Raw genomic sequence first — 14,262 nt, 5'->3', positions numbered from 1 at the left:
TTTTGTTTAGGTCTAAACTATTTTGACATGAACATCCTCTGCATTGGCGGCGGGCCCGCCGGTCTCTATTTCGCCCTGCTGATGAAGCAGCAGAACCCCGCCCACCGCATCACGGTGGTCGAGCGCAACCGACCGTTCGACACCTTCGGCTGGGGCGTGGTGCTGTCCGACCAGACGCTGGCCAACCTGCAGGCGGCCGACGCGCCCACGGCCGCACTCATCGGCGATGCGTTCAACCACTGGGACGACATCGAGGTGTTCTTCAAGGGCCGCAGCGTGCGCTCCACCGGCCACGGCTTTTGCGGCATTGGCCGCAAGCGGCTGCTCAACATCCTGCAGGACCGGTGCCTGGCGGTCGGTGTGGAGCTGGTGTTCGAGACCGACGTGGCCGACGACCAGGCGCTCGCCGCGCAGTACGGTGCTGACTTGGTGATCGCCAGCGACGGCCTCAACAGCCGCATCCGCACCCGCTACGCGGCTACCTACCAGCCAGACATCGACCTGCGCCAGTGCCGCTTCGTGTGGCTGGGCACCAAGAAGAAGTTCGACGCTTTTACGTTTGCTTTCGAACAGACCGAGCATGGCTGGTTCCAGGCCCACGCCTACCAGTTCGACGCCGACACCTCCACCTTCATCGTCGAGACGCCCGAGGCCGTGTGGAAGGCCCACGGCCTGGACCAGATGGAGCAGCCCGATGCCATTGCATTCTGCGAAAAGCTGTTTGCCCAATACCTGGACGGCAACGCGCTCATCAGCAACGCCACGCACCTGCGCGGTTCGGCCAACTGGATCCGCTTTCCGCGTGTGATCTGCAACACCTGGGTGCACCGCGAGACCGTTGGCGGCAAGCGTGTGCCCATCGTGCTGATGGGCGACGCAGCGCACACGGCGCATTTCTCGATTGGCAGCGGCACCAAGCTCGCACTGGAAGACGCCATCGACCTCGCCAACGAGTTCGCCACCGGCCTGCCCATCGACGAAGTGCTGCAGCACTATGAAGCGCGCCGCAGCGTGGAGGTGCTCAAGATCCAGAACGCCGCGCGCAACAGCACCGAGTGGTTTGAAAACGTGGCGCGCTACGCCGGCATGCCCATTGAGCAGTTCACGTATTCGCTGCTCACGCGCAGCCAGCGCATCAGCCACGAGAACCTGCGGCTGCGCGATGCCGCATGGCTGGAGGGCTATGAGGCCTGGCTCGCGGGTGGCAAGGCCGCGATTCCGCCCATGCTCACGCCCTTCACCCTGAAAGACCTCACGCTCAAGAACCGCATCGTCGTCTCGCCCATGGCCACCTACAGCGCGGTCGAGGGCGTGCCGCAGGACTTCCACCTGGTGCACCTGGGCGCTAGGGCCCTGGGCGGCGCCGCGCTGGTGATGGTGGAGATGACCAGCCCCACGCCCGAGGGCCGCATCACCCCCGCCTGCCCCGGCCTGTGGAACGATGCGCAGCAAGCCGCCTTCGCGCGCATCGTGAACTTTGTGCACGGCAGCAGCACGGCCAAGATCGGCCTGCAGCTAGGCCACAGCGGTCCCAAGGGCTCCACGCGCGTGGGCTGGGAAGGCACGGACGAGCCGCTGGAGACCGGCAACTGGCCCCTGCTGGCGGCCAGCCCCATCGCCTATGGCGCGCAGAACCAGACACCTGCCGCCATGACCCGCGCCGACATGGACCGCGTGACCGCCGCGTTTGTGGACAGCGCCCGCCGCGCCGTGGCCTGCGGTTTTGACTGGCTGGAGCTGCATTGCGCGCATGGCTACCTGCTGGCCAGCTTTTTGAGCCCCGCCACCAACCAGCGTACCGATGCATACGGCGGCAGCCTGGAGAACCGCTGCCGCTACCCGCTGGAGGTGCTGACCGCGCTGCGCGCCGTGTGGCCGGCCGGCAAGCCGCTCTCCGTGCGCATCTCGGCGCACGACTGGCTCCCCGATGGCAACACCGCCGACGACGCCATCGCCATTGCGCGCATGTTCAAGGCGGCAGGCGCGGACCTGATCGACGTGTCCTCCGGCCAGACCACGCGCGACTCGCGCCCCGTCTACGGCCGCATGTACCAGACACCGTTTGCCGACCGCATCCGCAACGAGGTGGGCATTGCCACCATGGCCGTGGGCGCGATCACCGAGGCCGACCACGCCAACAGCATCGTTGCAGCCGGTCGGGCTGACCTGTGCGCCATCGCCCGCCCCCACCTGGCCGACCCGGCCTGGACCTTGCACGCCGCCGCGCAATTGAGCCCCGTGGCCGCAGCGCACACGGACTGGCCGGTGCAATACCACAGCGGCCGCGACCAAATGCTGCGCGAGATTGCCAAGCAAAAGCAGATGGCTGCACTGGCCGCACCGGCGCAGGAATCCAGCAAACCCGCAGCCATCGAGTAAACCCCATGGACCTCGAAGCCCGCCTGCACGGCGCCGCCCCCAGCGAACACCCAGAAGCCCTGCGCCTGTGGCTGCGCCTGCTCACCTGCACCCAGCTCATCGAAAAGCAGGTGCGCAGCCACCTGCGCGCGCAGTTCGACACCACCTTGCCGCGTTTTGACCTGATGGCGCAGCTGGAGCGTGCACCGGACGGCATGAAGATGAAAGAACTCTCGCGCCGCATGATGGTGACGAGCGGCAACATCACCGGCATCACCGACCAGCTCGTTGCCGAAGGGCTGGTTGAGCGCATGGACGTGGAGGGCGACCGCCGTGCGTACCTGGTGCGCCTGACGCCGCAGGGCCGCGAGCAGTTCAACACCATGGCGCGCCAGCACGAGCAATGGATCGTCGAAGCCTTCGCCACGCTGGGCGAGCGCGACATCGCCACCTTGTACCGCCTGCTGGGCAAGGTCAAAGAACACACACAAAATAACTCTTTGGAGACAGCCGAATGAAGCACTACATCGGGGCGAACAACCCCATGCGCGAGCAGTTCAACCCGCAAGCCAACTACGTGGCCGAACATTTCAGCTGGAGCTTTTCCGATGGTGTGGGCACCGTCACACTCAACCGGCCAGACCGCAAGAACCCGCTCACCTTCCAGAGCTATTCGGAGCTGCGCGACTTCTTCTACGCGCTGCGCTTTGCCACCGACGTGAAGGCCATCGTCGTCACCGGTGCGGGCGGCAACTTCTGCTCGGGCGGCGACGTGCACGAGATCATCGGCCCGCTGACCACCATGACCATGCCCGAACTGCTGGAGTTCACGCGCATGACCGGTGACCTGGTGAAAGCCATGCGCGCCTGCCCGCAGCCCGTGCTGGGCGCCATCGACGGCATCTGCGCCGGTGCGGGCGCGATGATGGCGCTGGCCTGCGACATGCGCTACGGCACCGAGGCGACCAAGACCGCGTTCCTGTTCACCCGCGTGGGCCTGGCCGGTGCCGACATGGGCGCCTGCGCGCTGCTGCCCCGCATGATCGGCCAGGGTCGCGCCAGCGAGCTGCTTTTCACTGGCCGCGCGATGACCGCGCACGAAGGCCTGGCCTGGGGCTTCTTCAACGACCTGTATGAAAGCGCCGACCTGCTGGCCAATGTGCAGGCCACAGCGCGCGCGCTGGCCGACGGCCCCACCTTTGCCCATGGCATGACCAAGACCATGCTGAGCCAGGAGTGGAGTATGACCATCGAGCAGGCCATCGAGGCCGAGGCGCAGGCCCAGGCCATCTGCATGCAGACCGAAGACTTCCGCCGCGCGTACGAGGCGTTTGCTGCCAAGCAGAAACCGATGTTCCAGGGGGACTAAAAACATGCACGTCGCCACGCCCCCCGCCCCTTGCCCGCCCTCCACGGCGCACCTGGCCCTGCCCTTCTTCGACGACGCGCACCGCGCGCTGGCCGAGGGCCTGGTGCCCTGGGCGGCCGAGCAAGAGGTCGATGAAACCGACGACCGCGCCGCCTGCCGCGACTGGGTGCATCGCCTTGGCGCGGGCGGCTGGCTGCGCTACTGTGTGCCGGCCGCGCACGGCGGCGCGCTGCCCGCACTGGACTCGCGCGCGCTGGTGCTGCTGCGCGAGACCCTGGCCTACCACTCGCCGCTGGCGGACTTTGCGTTTGCGATGCAGGGGCTGGGCAGCGGTGCGATCACGCTGGCGGGCAGCCCTGCGCAGCAGGCGCACTACCTGCAAGGTGTGGCGCGTGGCGAGCTGATTGCGGCGTTTGCGCTCAGTGAGCCCGAAGCCGGATCGGATGTGGGCGCTATGCAAACCATAGCTGCCAGCACAGATTCGACTAGCGCTACAGGCACTTTTTGCTTGAATGGGACCAAAACCTGGATCAGCAACGGCGGCATCGCCGACTTCTACTGCGTGTTCGCCAAGACCAACCCGAGCGGCGGCACGCGCGGCATCAGCGCCTTCATCGTCGATGCGAACACGCCAGGGCTGGACACCTCGCGCCATATCCATGTGATGGCGCCGCACCCGCTGGCCACGCTGCAGTTCAGCGACTGCAACGTGCCCGCCACAGCGCTGCTGGGTGAAGAAAACGGCGGCTTCAAGCTGGCCATGCGCACGCTCGACATCTTCCGCGCGTCGGTCGCCGCCGCTGCGCTGGGCATGGCGCGCCGCGCGCTGGCCGAGGCCGTGCACCACGCCCGCCAACGCCGCATGTTCAGCCAGACGCTCGCCGACTTTCAGCTCACGCAGGCCAAGATCGGCGAGATGGCCGCGCTGGTGGACAGCGCCGCGCTGCTCACCTACCGCGCGGCCTGGCAGCGCGACACCGGCCAGGCACGCGTGACGGCCGAAGCTGCGATGGCCAAAATGACCGCCACCGAGAACGCCCAGCGTGTGATCGACATGGCGCTGCAGTTGCACGGCGGGCGGGGCGTGGAAGTGGGCAGCAAGGTCGAATCGCTGTACCGCGACATCCGCTCGCTACGCATCTACGAAGGCGCGACCGAGGTGCAGCAACTGATCATCGGCAAGGCCGCTCTGCAGGAGTAAACGCATGAAAGCCCCCTCCGCCCAGCCCGACCATTTCGTGCACGACCGTCTGCCACCGCCTGAGGCCTGGCCCACGCTGCGCTACGACCTGCCCGAGCTACAGATCGCAGACCAGGCCAACCTCGTGCACGCCCTCTTCGAGCAGGCCGAGCGCGCTGGCCACATCGACCGCCCCCTGCTGCGCGGCCCGCACCGCACCTACACCTACCGCGACGCCCGCACCGAAGCCGCGCGCATTGCCGAGGTGCTCACGCAGGACCACGGCCTGGTGCCCGGCAACCGCGTGCTGCTGCGCGGCGGCAACACGGTGGAGATGGCGCTGGCCTGGCTGGGCACGGTCTACGCCGGTCTGATTGCGGTGGCCACAATGCCGCTGTTGCGCGCGGTGGAGCTGGGCAGCATCATCGACCGTGCCCAGCCCACGCTGGCGCTGTGCGACGGCCGCCTGCTGGCCGAGCTGCAGACGGCACAAACACAGCACCCGGTGCTGACCACCATCGTGCCCTTCCACACCGCGCCGGATGCGGCCGACCTGCTCCAGCGCGCACAGGCCAAGCCCGGCACCACGCCACCCTGCCCGACGGCGGCGGACGACATCGCGCTGATGGCCTTCACCTCGGGCACCACCGGCGCGCCCAAGGCCGCCGTGCACACGCACCGCGATGTGCTGGCGGGCTGCGAGGCCTGGCCGCGCCACGTGCTGCGCGCCACGCCCGACGACATCGTGGCGGGCTCGCCGCCGCTGGCATTCACCTTTGGCCTCGGTGGCTTGCTCGTGTTCCCCATGTGGGCGGGTGCCAGCGTGTACTTCCCCGACCAGCCCTACACGCCCGAAACCATGGTGCGGCTGATGCGCGAAGCGGGCGTGACCATCTGCTACACCGCCCCCACGTTCTACCGGCAGATGGCGCCGTTCGCCAAGCAGAGGGGCCTGCCGCAGCTGCGCACCAGCGTGAGTGCGGGCGAAGGCCTTCCGGACGCCACACGCCAGCTGTGGAAGGAGGCGACCGGCCTGGACATGACGGACGGCATTGGCGCCACCGAGATGTTCCACATCTTCATCTCTTCGCCCGGCGGGGAGAGCCGGCGCGGCGCCATCGGCAAGGTGGTACCCGGCTACACCGCCAAGGTGGTGGACGACGATGGCAACGAGCTGCCGCGCGGCACCGTGGGCAAGCTCGCGGTGATCGGCCCCACGGGTTGCAAGTACCTCGACGACCCCCGCCAGGCCAAGTACGTGAAGGACGGCTGGAACTACCCCGGCGATGCGTTCACGCAGGACGCGGACGGCTACTTCTTCTACCAGGCGCGCGACGACGACATGATCATCACCGCCGGCTACAACGTGGGCGGCCCCGAGGTCGAAGACGCCCTGCTGCGCCACCCGGCCGTGGCCGAGTGCGGGGTGATCGGCGTGCCCGACGAAGAGCGCGGCATGGTGGTCAAGGCCATCTGCGTCTTGAAGCCCGGGCACACGGGCGACGCCGCCATGGTCAAGACGCTGCAGGACCATGTGAAGGCCACCATCGCTCCGTTCAAATACCCACGCGTGGTGGAGTTTGTGACCGCACTGCCCCGCACCGAAACCGGCAAGCTGCAGCGCTTCAAGCTGCGCCAGGGTGCGGGCGCATCACACTCCGCCGCATTGCCCACTTCCACAAAAACAACATGACGATGAAAAACACCCTTTTGCAGCCCGAAGGCTGGGTCACCCCCAAGGGCTACGCCAACGGCGTGGCCGCACGCGGCACCATGGTCTTTACCGGCGGCCAGATCGGCTGGAACGCGCAGCAGCAGTTTGAGAGCGACGACTTCATTGCCCAGACCAAGCAGACGCTGCTGAACGTGCGGGCGGTGCTGGAGGCTGGCGGCGCAGGCCCCGAACACCTGGTGCGGCTGACCTGGTACGTGACCGACCGCAACGAATACAACAGCCGCCTGAAGGAGCTGGGGGCGGTCTACCGCGAGGTGCTGGGCAAGAACTTTCCGGCCATGGCTTGTGTGCAGGTGGCGGGGCTTATGGAAGAGCGCGCGAAGATCGAGATTGAAGCAACCGCTGTAATCCCGGACTGAGTTTTTCCAGCCACCGCTGCAGCGCTTGCCCGTACAGAATGAACGCCAGCGCTGCTCCAATCAACGGCAGCGCGGCAAACACCCAGCCCGTCAGCAGTTCGCCCCCCAGCGCCACGCCCACCAGCAAAGCCACTGCAGGGTTTACAAACGAATAGCTGCCTGCCAGCGCTGCGGAGGTGTTCTGCAGCAGCCACAGATACGCATTGAGCGCTACCAGCGTGCCAAACACCAGCAGGTAGACCCACGCCGCCCACGACTTGGCAGTGACCTGGCCCAGGGCGCTCAAAGGCTCGAACCACAACGCCACCACCAGCCCCATGGCGCCCCCCGCAAACCACTGCGCGGCCGATGCCATGGCGGGCGCGGGCAGCGACAGCTTGCGCGAGGCATACGAGCCCACGCTCCAGCACAGCGGCGCACCAAAGGCCAGCAGCGCACCGAGCCAGGTGGCTGAAAAATCGCCCTCCAGCGCCAGCAGCAGGGCTCCTACCACGCCCAGCGCCAGGCCGATCCAGCTGGTGAACGGCACGCGCTCGCCGCCCCAGCGCGACCACAGCGCCAGCCACATGGGCATGGTGGTGACCACCGTGGCCATCAGGCCCGAGCCGATGCCAAGCTTTTGCGCAAAGCCCATCAAATTCATGGCCAGAAACACCATGCAGCCGCCCACCACCGCCGAGTTGCGCCATTGCACCCACGTGGGCAATGCATGGCCTTGCCACAACGCAATCACCAGCATCACGCTACCGGCGCACAAAAAACGGATGGCATTCATCAGCAGTGGCGGCATGCTCTGCAGCGCAATACCAATGGCGAAATAGGTAGTGCCCCAGACGATGTAGACCAGCAGCAGTGCCATGGCCACCGCCCCGTTGCGTTGTGCTCGGGCTTGCACATTGAAAATTGTCGGCATATTCTCCACCTGACCGAATAATTTATGGAAACCGCAAGGTTTTCGGAATTTTTACCAAAAACAAGCGGCTATGCAAGCAAATATTCAGACAGATGACATGGACGCCAGAATTATTTCGGCACTGGGCGCAGATGGCCGACGTTCGTACGCCGATGTAGGGGCCGAGGTGGGACTGTCCACCGCCGCCGTGCACGAGCGCGTGAAGAAGCTGCTGGACAAGGGCGTGATCCGCCGGTTTTCGATCAGCGTGGACCCGGAGCGTGTGGGACTGAACTTCACCGCGTTTGTGGCGATCCGCAACGATGGCGGCGCGCACTGCCGTGACATTGCGCCGCGCCTGCGCGCTATCCCCCAGGTGGAAGAATTGCACAGCGTGGCTGGCGAGCACGACTTCCTGGCCAAGATCCGCACCACGCACGCGCGCGGGCTGGAGGACGTGCTCTACCAGATCAAGGCGATTCCCGGCGTCGCGCGCACCACCAGCACCGTGGTCCTGAACACCGAATTCGAGGACCGGCCGCTGGACCTGGAGTGGGTCAACGCCGACAAAGGCGGATGACGACCGCAGTAGCCTGGGTACACCAGCCCCAGGCGCGTAGAGAGTAGTCAATCACGGAGACGGACCCGCTGCCCCACAGCGCACCTCGGGGTCTTCGTATTCCAGTTGTGTGGCGACCCACTGGCGCGTAGCCGCCCCGTAACGCTGACCGATCATCTGCAGGCTGTGGTCCAGCGCACAGGCAGGGTGCATGCCACTGTCCAGCAAGACCGTGGTCGCCGACGCATCAGGCGGCGCAGCCCGCAGCAACAAGCCGCTGCGCAGGTGCACGGGGCTGGCGAGGGCGGTCACCGCCTCAGCGCGAGAGCGGTAGGTGCGCGACCACGCATCTGCCGCCAGGGCCAGCGCCACATCGTCCACCCCATCCATCACGGGGATGTCGATGCGCTCATGCCGCCAGAACAGCACGGTGTTGATCGAGAGGGTCCCCACATGCGCAAGCGACAGGCCGAACCGTTCGCTGCGATGTGCAAGGCCCCAGGATGGCATGCCCAGCGCGCTCGCCACAGCACGCGCTCGCTCGGCACCCGCCAGCGTCTCGACCAAAGCCAGCGACACGGGCAAAGACGCGGACACCCCCGTAGTGGTCACCACCGGTCCATCGGCCACATAGCGCTGCCCGGGTACATGCACTGCGCTCGCGTGGCGCCGCAGCAAAGTGCTGCGGTCATACCAGTGCCCCGCAAAGCGGCGTCCCTCCAGCAAGCCCGCCCGGCCCAACACCCTGGCCCCGCTGCAGATACCGACCACCACAGCCCCTTTGGCCGCCTGGGCCTGTAGCCACGCCAGTACCGCCGGGTCGTCTTCGGTGTGCAGAGCAGGCACCACCACGATGTCTGCCCCCTGCGGATACACGGAATCAAAGGCCGCGAAGCTGCGTGGCACCTCCACTTGCAGCGCGGGCATCAAGGTGACCGCGCCTGCGCGTGGGGCCACGGCCTCCACCACGCCCACCTGGGCCAGCTGCAGCACGGCATGGGGAACCAGGAAGTCTGTGGTTTCCGTCCCCTCGTTCAATGCCAGCACGGCAATCACGGGGGCGGTGCCCCCGGCCGGCGGGGGGCGCAGGGCCAGCGCGAACGGCGCAGAGGTCTGGGCCCCCTGGTGCGCATCCATAGGCTGCGCGAACCCCGAGGTCGCACCTGCGGTCCACGCCGCCATGGCGATCAGCCCCATGCTCACCACCTCCATCCAACGCCACAATATCGCCACGCCCCGCCTCCTGTTGACATCCACTATTCACTACGTTCACCGGCCCCAGCTTAGGTTGCATCACGATGTCGCGCCATGCCAAATCCGCCGCAGTTCCTGCCAAGGCCGCTGCCCACGACCCTTGCCGCGAAGTGGTCCTGCTGGCCTTTGAAGGGGTGGAGGCCATCGACATTGCGGCACCCGCCAGTGCATTCAGCAAAGCCACCCTCGCTGTGCCGGGGGCCTACCGGGTTCACATGGCTTCACCACGTGGAGGCGCCGTGCGCACCAGTGCGGGATTTGCGGTGGCCGACACCGTCCCCATGCAGGCCATGGGCGGTTCGATCGACACACTGATCGTGGCGGGTGGTGAGGAGGACGCCCTGCGCCGCGCGATCTACGAGGACGGCGCGGGGGCGTGGCTGGCCCAGGCTGCGCAGCGGTCACGGCGGGTGGCCAGCGTCTGCACGGGCGCCTTTGCGCTGGCCGCTGCAGGGCTGCTGGAAGGGTGCAAGGCGACGACCCACATCAATGCCTGCGATCTGCTCGCCCAGTTATGCCCTGGCACACAGGTACAGCGTGACCGAATTTTTGTGCGCGACGGCGCGCTCTGGACGTCGGCTGGTGTAACCACAGGGCTGGACATGGCCCTGGCCCTGATCGAAGAAGACCTGGGCCGCGCCGTGGCCATGCAGATCGCCCGGGATCTGGCGGTGTTCACGCTGCGCACAGACACCACACCGCAGCTGAGCCCGGCACTGCTGGCGCAGACCGATGCATCGGTCCGCATGCGCGAGCTGATGGCCTGGATTCAGGGGCATCTGACCCAGGATCTGTCGGTAGATGCCTTGGCCCAGCGTGCACACATGAGCCCCCGCAACTTCGCTCGTGCGTTTGCGGCGCAGGCCCATTGCACGCCTGCCCGCTTCGTGGCCCAGGTGCGTGCGCAGCACGCTGCGGCGCTGCTGCGCCAGACCGACTGGCCTCAGGAGAAGATCGCAGCGCGCAGCGGTTTCGGCTCTGTGGATACCATGATCCGTGCGATGCAGCAGCACCTGGGGCTGGAGCCAGCGCAATGCCGTCCTGCGAACAAGCCGACCTGAGCGCTAGCCGCACGCGCTCAGAAACCGAAGCGGACGTTCCCCCCCGTTGAGGGTGCGCGTTCAATGCACCAAGGCCGCCTCGGGACCGAGGGCCAGCCGCTCCAACCCGGCCATGTAGTAGCGAAGCGGCTGGGTGGCGAGCCCCGGCACCTTGGCATGATCGTCATACCGGCGCAGGCGGATGGCCTCCTGTGCAAAGGGCTGGGCCGCAAACTGCATCGCCTCTTTGGGCGTGAAGGGCCCGCCCTGCAGCACCAGGCTGTGCTGCGATGCGGGTGACAGCGTCTCCCAGTACCCCGGCTCCATGGTGCACAGGTAGCGCTTGGCATCCACATGCAGGCGGATGGGCTCCAGCACCGCGTCGGGCAGCAGGCCCCGCAGGAACGGGAGGGCCATGTACTGGTGCAGGTCGTCCTGCTCGGCCGTGTCGCCACCGGGTGCCAGCAGGTGGCCCAGGTCGTGCAGCAAAGCCGCTGCGACCGTCGCGGGGGTCTCGCCCGACTTTTCGGCCCACTGCGCGCACTGCAAGGCATGCTCCAGCTGGCTGACCGCCTCGCAGCCATATTGATTCACGCCCCGGGTGGCGAGCAGGTGGGCAATGTCTTCCAGGCTCAATGCCATCGTCTTTCCTTGTCAGACCAACGCTTTACGAATACGCGCAGAGACCAGGTCAATCACGCTCACCGTCACCACGATGATGAGCATCACCGCGCAGGTCTCGGCGTACTGAAAGCCGCGAATGATTTCCCACAGCACCACGCCAATGCCGCCTGCGCCGACCATGCCCACGACCGAGGCCGAACGCACGTTGGCTTCAAAGCGGTACAGCGTGTACGAAATCCACAGCGGCATCACCTGCGGGATCACGCCGTAGATGATCTCGTGCAGCGCGCTCGCGCCGGTGGAGCGGATGCCCTCCACGGGCTGCGGGTCAATCGCCTCCACGGCTTCAGAAAACAGCTTGGCCAGCGTGCCCGAGGTGTGGATCCACAGCGCCAGCACGCCCGCAAACGGCCCCAGGCCCACGGCCACCACGAACAGCATGGCAAACACCATTTCGTTGATGGCGCGGCACGCGTCGAGTACGCGGCGCACCGGCTGGTACACCCACCAGGGCACGATGTTGGACGAGGCCAGCAGCGCCAGCGGCACGGCGGTGATCACCGCCAGTGCCGTGCCCCACAGCGCGATCTGCAGCGTGACCAGCATCTCCTGCACATAGATCTGCCACTGCGCAAAATTGGGCGGAAAGAACTCCGCCGCGTAGCTGACCATGTTGCCCGAGTCGTTCCACAGGGCCAGCGGGCGCATGTCGGCACCTTGCCAGGACGCGGCCAGTAACACCAGCAGAATGCCCCACGACAGATACCAGGCCAGGCTGCGCTTGGGCGACGTGGTGCTGGCCAGCGTGGCCAGAGATGGATTCAATGTTGAGGACATGGGGACACCCGGGCCAGAACCACCAAGCGGCGGATTACTTGAGCGACGCCAGCTGCTGGTCGATCTCGGCCAGGCGGGTCTTCTTGTCGGCATCGGCCAAGGTGGCGTCGGCCTCGATCTTGTTGCGCTTGCCGAACAGGTCCAGCTGACGGATGGGCGTGAGCTGGGCGTTGGTCGAGGGCTTGAAGCCCGACAGCTTGGAGATCTTCATCACGATCTCCTTCTCACGCGCATCGGTCTTGGCGTAGTTGTAGAAGAAGTTGCGGATCTTGGTCTTGGTGGCCTCGGGCAAGTCCTTGCGCATGACCAGCGGGTCCAGCGGAATCAGGGGCGAGGTCCAGACGATCTTGATGTCCTTGAACTTCTCGGGCTGGCGTTCCTTGATCTTTTCCAGGTTTTCGCTGTTGTTGGTGGCCACATCCACCTGCTTGTTGGCCACGGCCAGCGCGTTGGTCTCGTGGTTGGCGCTGCGCGTGATCTTGAAGTGCGTCTTCGCGTCGATCTTGTTCTGTGCAAACGCGTAGTAGCCCGGCACCAGGAAGCCCGAGGTGGAGTTGGGGTCGCCATTGCCAAAGCTCAGCGACTTGCCGTTCTTGAGCACGTCGTCCAGGCTGGCCAGGGGGCTGTCCTTGTGCACGATGAGGTGCGAGTAGTAGCCCTGGGTGCCGTCGGCATTCACCATCTGTGCAAAGACTTCGCCGTTGGCGCGGTCCACGGCTTCCATGGCCGACTTGTTGCCTAGCCAGGCCACCTGCATCTTGTTGAAGCGCATGGCTTCGATCAGGCCCGCGTAGTCGGACGCAAAGAAGGCGTTGATCTTCAGGCCCGTCTGCTTGGCCATGTCGTCCAGCAGCGGCTGCCAGTCGGCCTTGAGGTTTTGCGTGGCCTCGGTCGAGATCATGCCGAAGTTGATGTCCTGGGCCAGCGTGCCCGTGGTCAATCCCAGCCCGAGTGTCAGGGCAGCACACAGTTTCTTGAACATGTTGAAAGCTCCAGAGAAAGGAAATGAAGGGAACCGACTCACGGATCAAGCGGCCTGCACCATGGCGGGCGACCATTGCGGCGCAGGCATGGGTGCATGCGCCGGTGCAGGGTGGGCCCCGGATGCATCCGAGAGGATTTCATCGGCCTGCACGCCGTACAGGCCACGCAGCAACGCGGGCGTAAGGGCCGCCGAAGGGCCGTCGTACACCACCTGGCCGTGGTGCAACGCCACCACGCGGGGGCAGTATTTGATGGCCACATCCACCTGGTGCAGCGACACGATGACGGTGCAGCGGTCCTCGCGGTTGATGCGGGCCAGAATGTCCATGACCTTGCGCGAGGATTCGGGGTCCAGCGAGGCGATGGGCTCGTCGGCCAGCACCACCTTGGCGCCCTGCACCAGCGTGCGTGCAATGGCCGCGCGCTGCTGCTGCCCGCCGGACAAGGTGGACGCACGCTGTGCATGGCATTCGGCAATGCCCACGCGGTGGAGCGCTTCCAGCGCCAGCGCGCGCTCCTGCGGCTTGAACATGCGCAGCCAGCCGCGCCACCAGGGCGTGCGGTGCAGCAGGCCCACCAGCACGTTCATCAACACGGGCAAGCGGTCCACCAGGTTGAACTGCTGGAACACAAAGCCCACTTGGGAACGCACCTTGCGGATGTCACTTTGGATGCGCCCGCCCTGCTGCACGCAGCGGCCGTCCACCTCGATCAGCGAATCGCTGGACGCATCGGCCACCACCAGACCCGCCACGTGGCGCAGCAGGGTGGACTTGCCCGAGCCCGATGCACCGATCAACGCCACCATCTCGCCGCGCTGCACGGTGAGGTTGATGTCGCGCAGGGCGTGTTTGCCGTTGGCGAAATGCTTGTTCAGTTGGTGGATGTGCAGTGCGGCAGTCATGGCAGCCTCCTGAAGGGTTAAGTCGTCTAGACAACCGAAGTTTGGTTGCGGGGCGTGACAGTGCTTTGACAGTTGGGAGAAGTTTGGATGTCAGACGCCGATTTAGAGCGGCTAACAAAACTCAGCGAAGCGGCCCTGGCTAGGCGTTTCGCCGCAGACAGTACAAG

At 66.1% G+C, this 14,262-nt stretch carries 14 protein-coding genes; 8 read left to right on the top strand and 6 right to left on the bottom strand.

Annotation, left to right across the window (positions count from 1 at the left end):
- Positions 1 to 27 precede the first annotated feature (27 nt).
- From ACOYR4_RS02655 to ACOYR4_RS02630, 6 genes are read left to right on the top strand one after another with little or no spacing between them, the layout of a single operon-like run.
- Positions 28 to 2,379, top strand: a complete 2,352-nt coding sequence (locus tag ACOYR4_RS02655) for a bifunctional salicylyl-CoA 5-hydroxylase/oxidoreductase (RefSeq protein WP_422848550.1) — start codon at positions 28 to 30, stop codon at positions 2,377 to 2,379.
- Between the two features lie 5 nt (positions 2,380 to 2,384).
- A complete protein-coding gene (locus ACOYR4_RS02650; RefSeq protein WP_056059723.1) occupies positions 2,385 to 2,876 on the top strand; it encodes a MarR family winged helix-turn-helix transcriptional regulator in 492 nt (163 codons plus the stop codon).
- The gene (locus ACOYR4_RS02645; protein ID WP_295941812.1) at positions 2,873 to 3,727 is read left to right on the top strand and encodes an enoyl-CoA hydratase family protein; all 855 of its coding nucleotides are present in this window, start codon (positions 2,873 to 2,875) and stop codon (positions 3,725 to 3,727) included. Before ACOYR4_RS02650 ends, ACOYR4_RS02645 begins: the two co-directional genes overlap by 4 nt.
- Positions 3,728 to 3,731: 4 nt before the next feature.
- Positions 3,732 to 4,928 carry an acyl-CoA dehydrogenase family protein gene (locus ACOYR4_RS02640; protein WP_422848549.1) on the top strand — a complete coding sequence of 399 codons (1,197 nt, stop codon included), beginning with the start codon at positions 3,732 to 3,734 and terminating at the stop codon, positions 4,926 to 4,928.
- Positions 4,929 to 4,932: 4 nt separating this feature from the next.
- Positions 4,933 to 6,600 (top strand): AMP-binding protein, encoded by a 1,668-nt coding sequence (locus ACOYR4_RS02635; RefSeq protein ID WP_422848548.1) that lies wholly within the window; start codon positions 4,933 to 4,935, stop codon positions 6,598 to 6,600.
- A gap of 2 nt (positions 6,601 to 6,602) precedes the next feature.
- Positions 6,603 to 7,001, top strand: coding sequence for a RidA family protein (locus tag ACOYR4_RS02630; RefSeq protein ID WP_015012337.1), 399 nt, complete (start codon positions 6,603 to 6,605; stop codon positions 6,999 to 7,001).
- Here ACOYR4_RS02630 and ACOYR4_RS02625 read toward each other — a convergent pair.
- On the bottom strand, positions 6,946 to 7,914 hold the full coding sequence (locus tag ACOYR4_RS02625; RefSeq protein WP_422848547.1) for an EamA family transporter: 969 nt from the start codon (positions 7,912 to 7,914) through the stop codon (positions 6,946 to 6,948). The two genes, ACOYR4_RS02630 and ACOYR4_RS02625, sit on opposite strands and share 56 nt — an antisense overlap.
- A 97-nt stretch (positions 7,915 to 8,011) precedes the next feature.
- Between ACOYR4_RS02625 and ACOYR4_RS02620 the strand changes: the two genes are divergently transcribed.
- Positions 8,012 to 8,473, top strand: coding sequence for an Lrp/AsnC family transcriptional regulator (locus tag ACOYR4_RS02620; RefSeq protein WP_422848546.1), 462 nt, complete (start codon positions 8,012 to 8,014; stop codon positions 8,471 to 8,473).
- Positions 8,474 to 8,524: 51 nt separating this feature from the next.
- On the opposite strand, the gene ACOYR4_RS02615 is transcribed toward ACOYR4_RS02620, so the two are convergent.
- Complete coding sequence (locus ACOYR4_RS02615; protein WP_422848545.1) at positions 8,525 to 9,685, bottom strand: DJ-1/PfpI family protein; 1,161 nt, start codon at positions 9,683 to 9,685, stop codon at positions 8,525 to 8,527.
- Positions 9,686 to 9,750: 65 nt separating this feature from the next.
- Between ACOYR4_RS02615 and ACOYR4_RS02610 the strand changes: the two genes are divergently transcribed.
- Positions 9,751 to 10,767, top strand: coding sequence for a GlxA family transcriptional regulator (locus tag ACOYR4_RS02610; protein ID WP_203422393.1), 1,017 nt, complete (start codon positions 9,751 to 9,753; stop codon positions 10,765 to 10,767).
- Positions 10,768 to 10,827: 60 nt separating this feature from the next.
- Here the strand turns inward: ACOYR4_RS02610 and ACOYR4_RS02605 are convergent, their stop codons facing one another.
- From ACOYR4_RS02605 to phnC, 4 genes are read right to left on the bottom strand one after another with little or no spacing between them, the layout of a single operon-like run.
- Positions 10,828 to 11,388, bottom strand: coding sequence for a phosphonate degradation HD-domain oxygenase (locus ACOYR4_RS02605; protein ID WP_422848544.1), 561 nt, complete (start codon positions 11,386 to 11,388; stop codon positions 10,828 to 10,830).
- A gap of 12 nt (positions 11,389 to 11,400) precedes the next feature.
- Positions 11,401 to 12,207 (bottom strand): phosphonate ABC transporter, permease protein PhnE, encoded by an 807-nt coding sequence (gene phnE, locus ACOYR4_RS02600; RefSeq protein WP_060985066.1) that lies wholly within the window; start codon positions 12,205 to 12,207, stop codon positions 11,401 to 11,403.
- A 34-nt stretch (positions 12,208 to 12,241) separates the two neighbouring features.
- Positions 12,242 to 13,189: a phosphonate ABC transporter substrate-binding protein gene (gene phnD / locus ACOYR4_RS02595; protein ID WP_422848543.1), complete on the bottom strand. Its 948-nt coding sequence runs from the start codon at positions 13,187 to 13,189 to the stop codon at positions 12,242 to 12,244.
- 45 nt (positions 13,190 to 13,234) lie between these two features.
- On the bottom strand, positions 13,235 to 14,095 hold the full coding sequence (gene phnC / locus ACOYR4_RS02590) for a phosphonate ABC transporter ATP-binding protein (RefSeq protein ID WP_422848542.1): 861 nt from the start codon (positions 14,093 to 14,095) through the stop codon (positions 13,235 to 13,237).
- Between the last annotated feature and the right edge of the window lie 167 nt (positions 14,096 to 14,262).

This window comes from Acidovorax sp. M14, from assembly GCF_049331375.1.
Classification (GTDB): domain Bacteria; phylum Pseudomonadota; class Gammaproteobacteria; order Burkholderiales; family Burkholderiaceae_C; genus Acidovorax.
Note: the sequence above shows the minus strand (reverse complement) of the source record. Positions and strands in the feature narration are given on the sequence as shown.

Coding starts and splice junctions, on each gene's coding strand:
- ACOYR4_RS02655 (WP_422848550.1), top strand. CDS start 28: ATGAACATCCTCTGCATTGGCGGCGGGCCCGCCGGTCTCTATTTCGCC.
- ACOYR4_RS02650 (WP_056059723.1), top strand. CDS start 2,385: ATGGACCTCGAAGCCCGCCTGCACGGCGCCGCCCCCAGCGAACACCCA.
- ACOYR4_RS02645 (WP_295941812.1), top strand. CDS start 2,873: ATGAAGCACTACATCGGGGCGAACAACCCCATGCGCGAGCAGTTCAAC.
- ACOYR4_RS02640 (WP_422848549.1), top strand. CDS start 3,732: ATGCACGTCGCCACGCCCCCCGCCCCTTGCCCGCCCTCCACGGCGCAC.
- ACOYR4_RS02635 (WP_422848548.1), top strand. CDS start 4,933: ATGAAAGCCCCCTCCGCCCAGCCCGACCATTTCGTGCACGACCGTCTG.
- ACOYR4_RS02630 (WP_015012337.1), top strand. CDS start 6,603: ATGAAAAACACCCTTTTGCAGCCCGAAGGCTGGGTCACCCCCAAGGGC.
- ACOYR4_RS02625 (WP_422848547.1), bottom strand. CDS start 7,914: ATGCCGACAATTTTCAATGTGCAAGCCCGAGCACAACGCAACGGGGCG.
- ACOYR4_RS02620 (WP_422848546.1), top strand. CDS start 8,012: ATGGACGCCAGAATTATTTCGGCACTGGGCGCAGATGGCCGACGTTCG.
- ACOYR4_RS02610 (WP_203422393.1), top strand. CDS start 9,751: ATGTCGCGCCATGCCAAATCCGCCGCAGTTCCTGCCAAGGCCGCTGCC.
- ACOYR4_RS02605 (WP_422848544.1), bottom strand. CDS start 11,388: ATGGCATTGAGCCTGGAAGACATTGCCCACCTGCTCGCCACCCGGGGC.
- phnE (WP_060985066.1), bottom strand. CDS start 12,207: ATGTCCTCAACATTGAATCCATCTCTGGCCACGCTGGCCAGCACCACG.
- phnD (WP_422848543.1), bottom strand. CDS start 13,189: ATGTTCAAGAAACTGTGTGCTGCCCTGACACTCGGGCTGGGATTGACC.
- phnC (WP_422848542.1), bottom strand. CDS start 14,095: ATGACTGCCGCACTGCACATCCACCAACTGAACAAGCATTTCGCCAAC.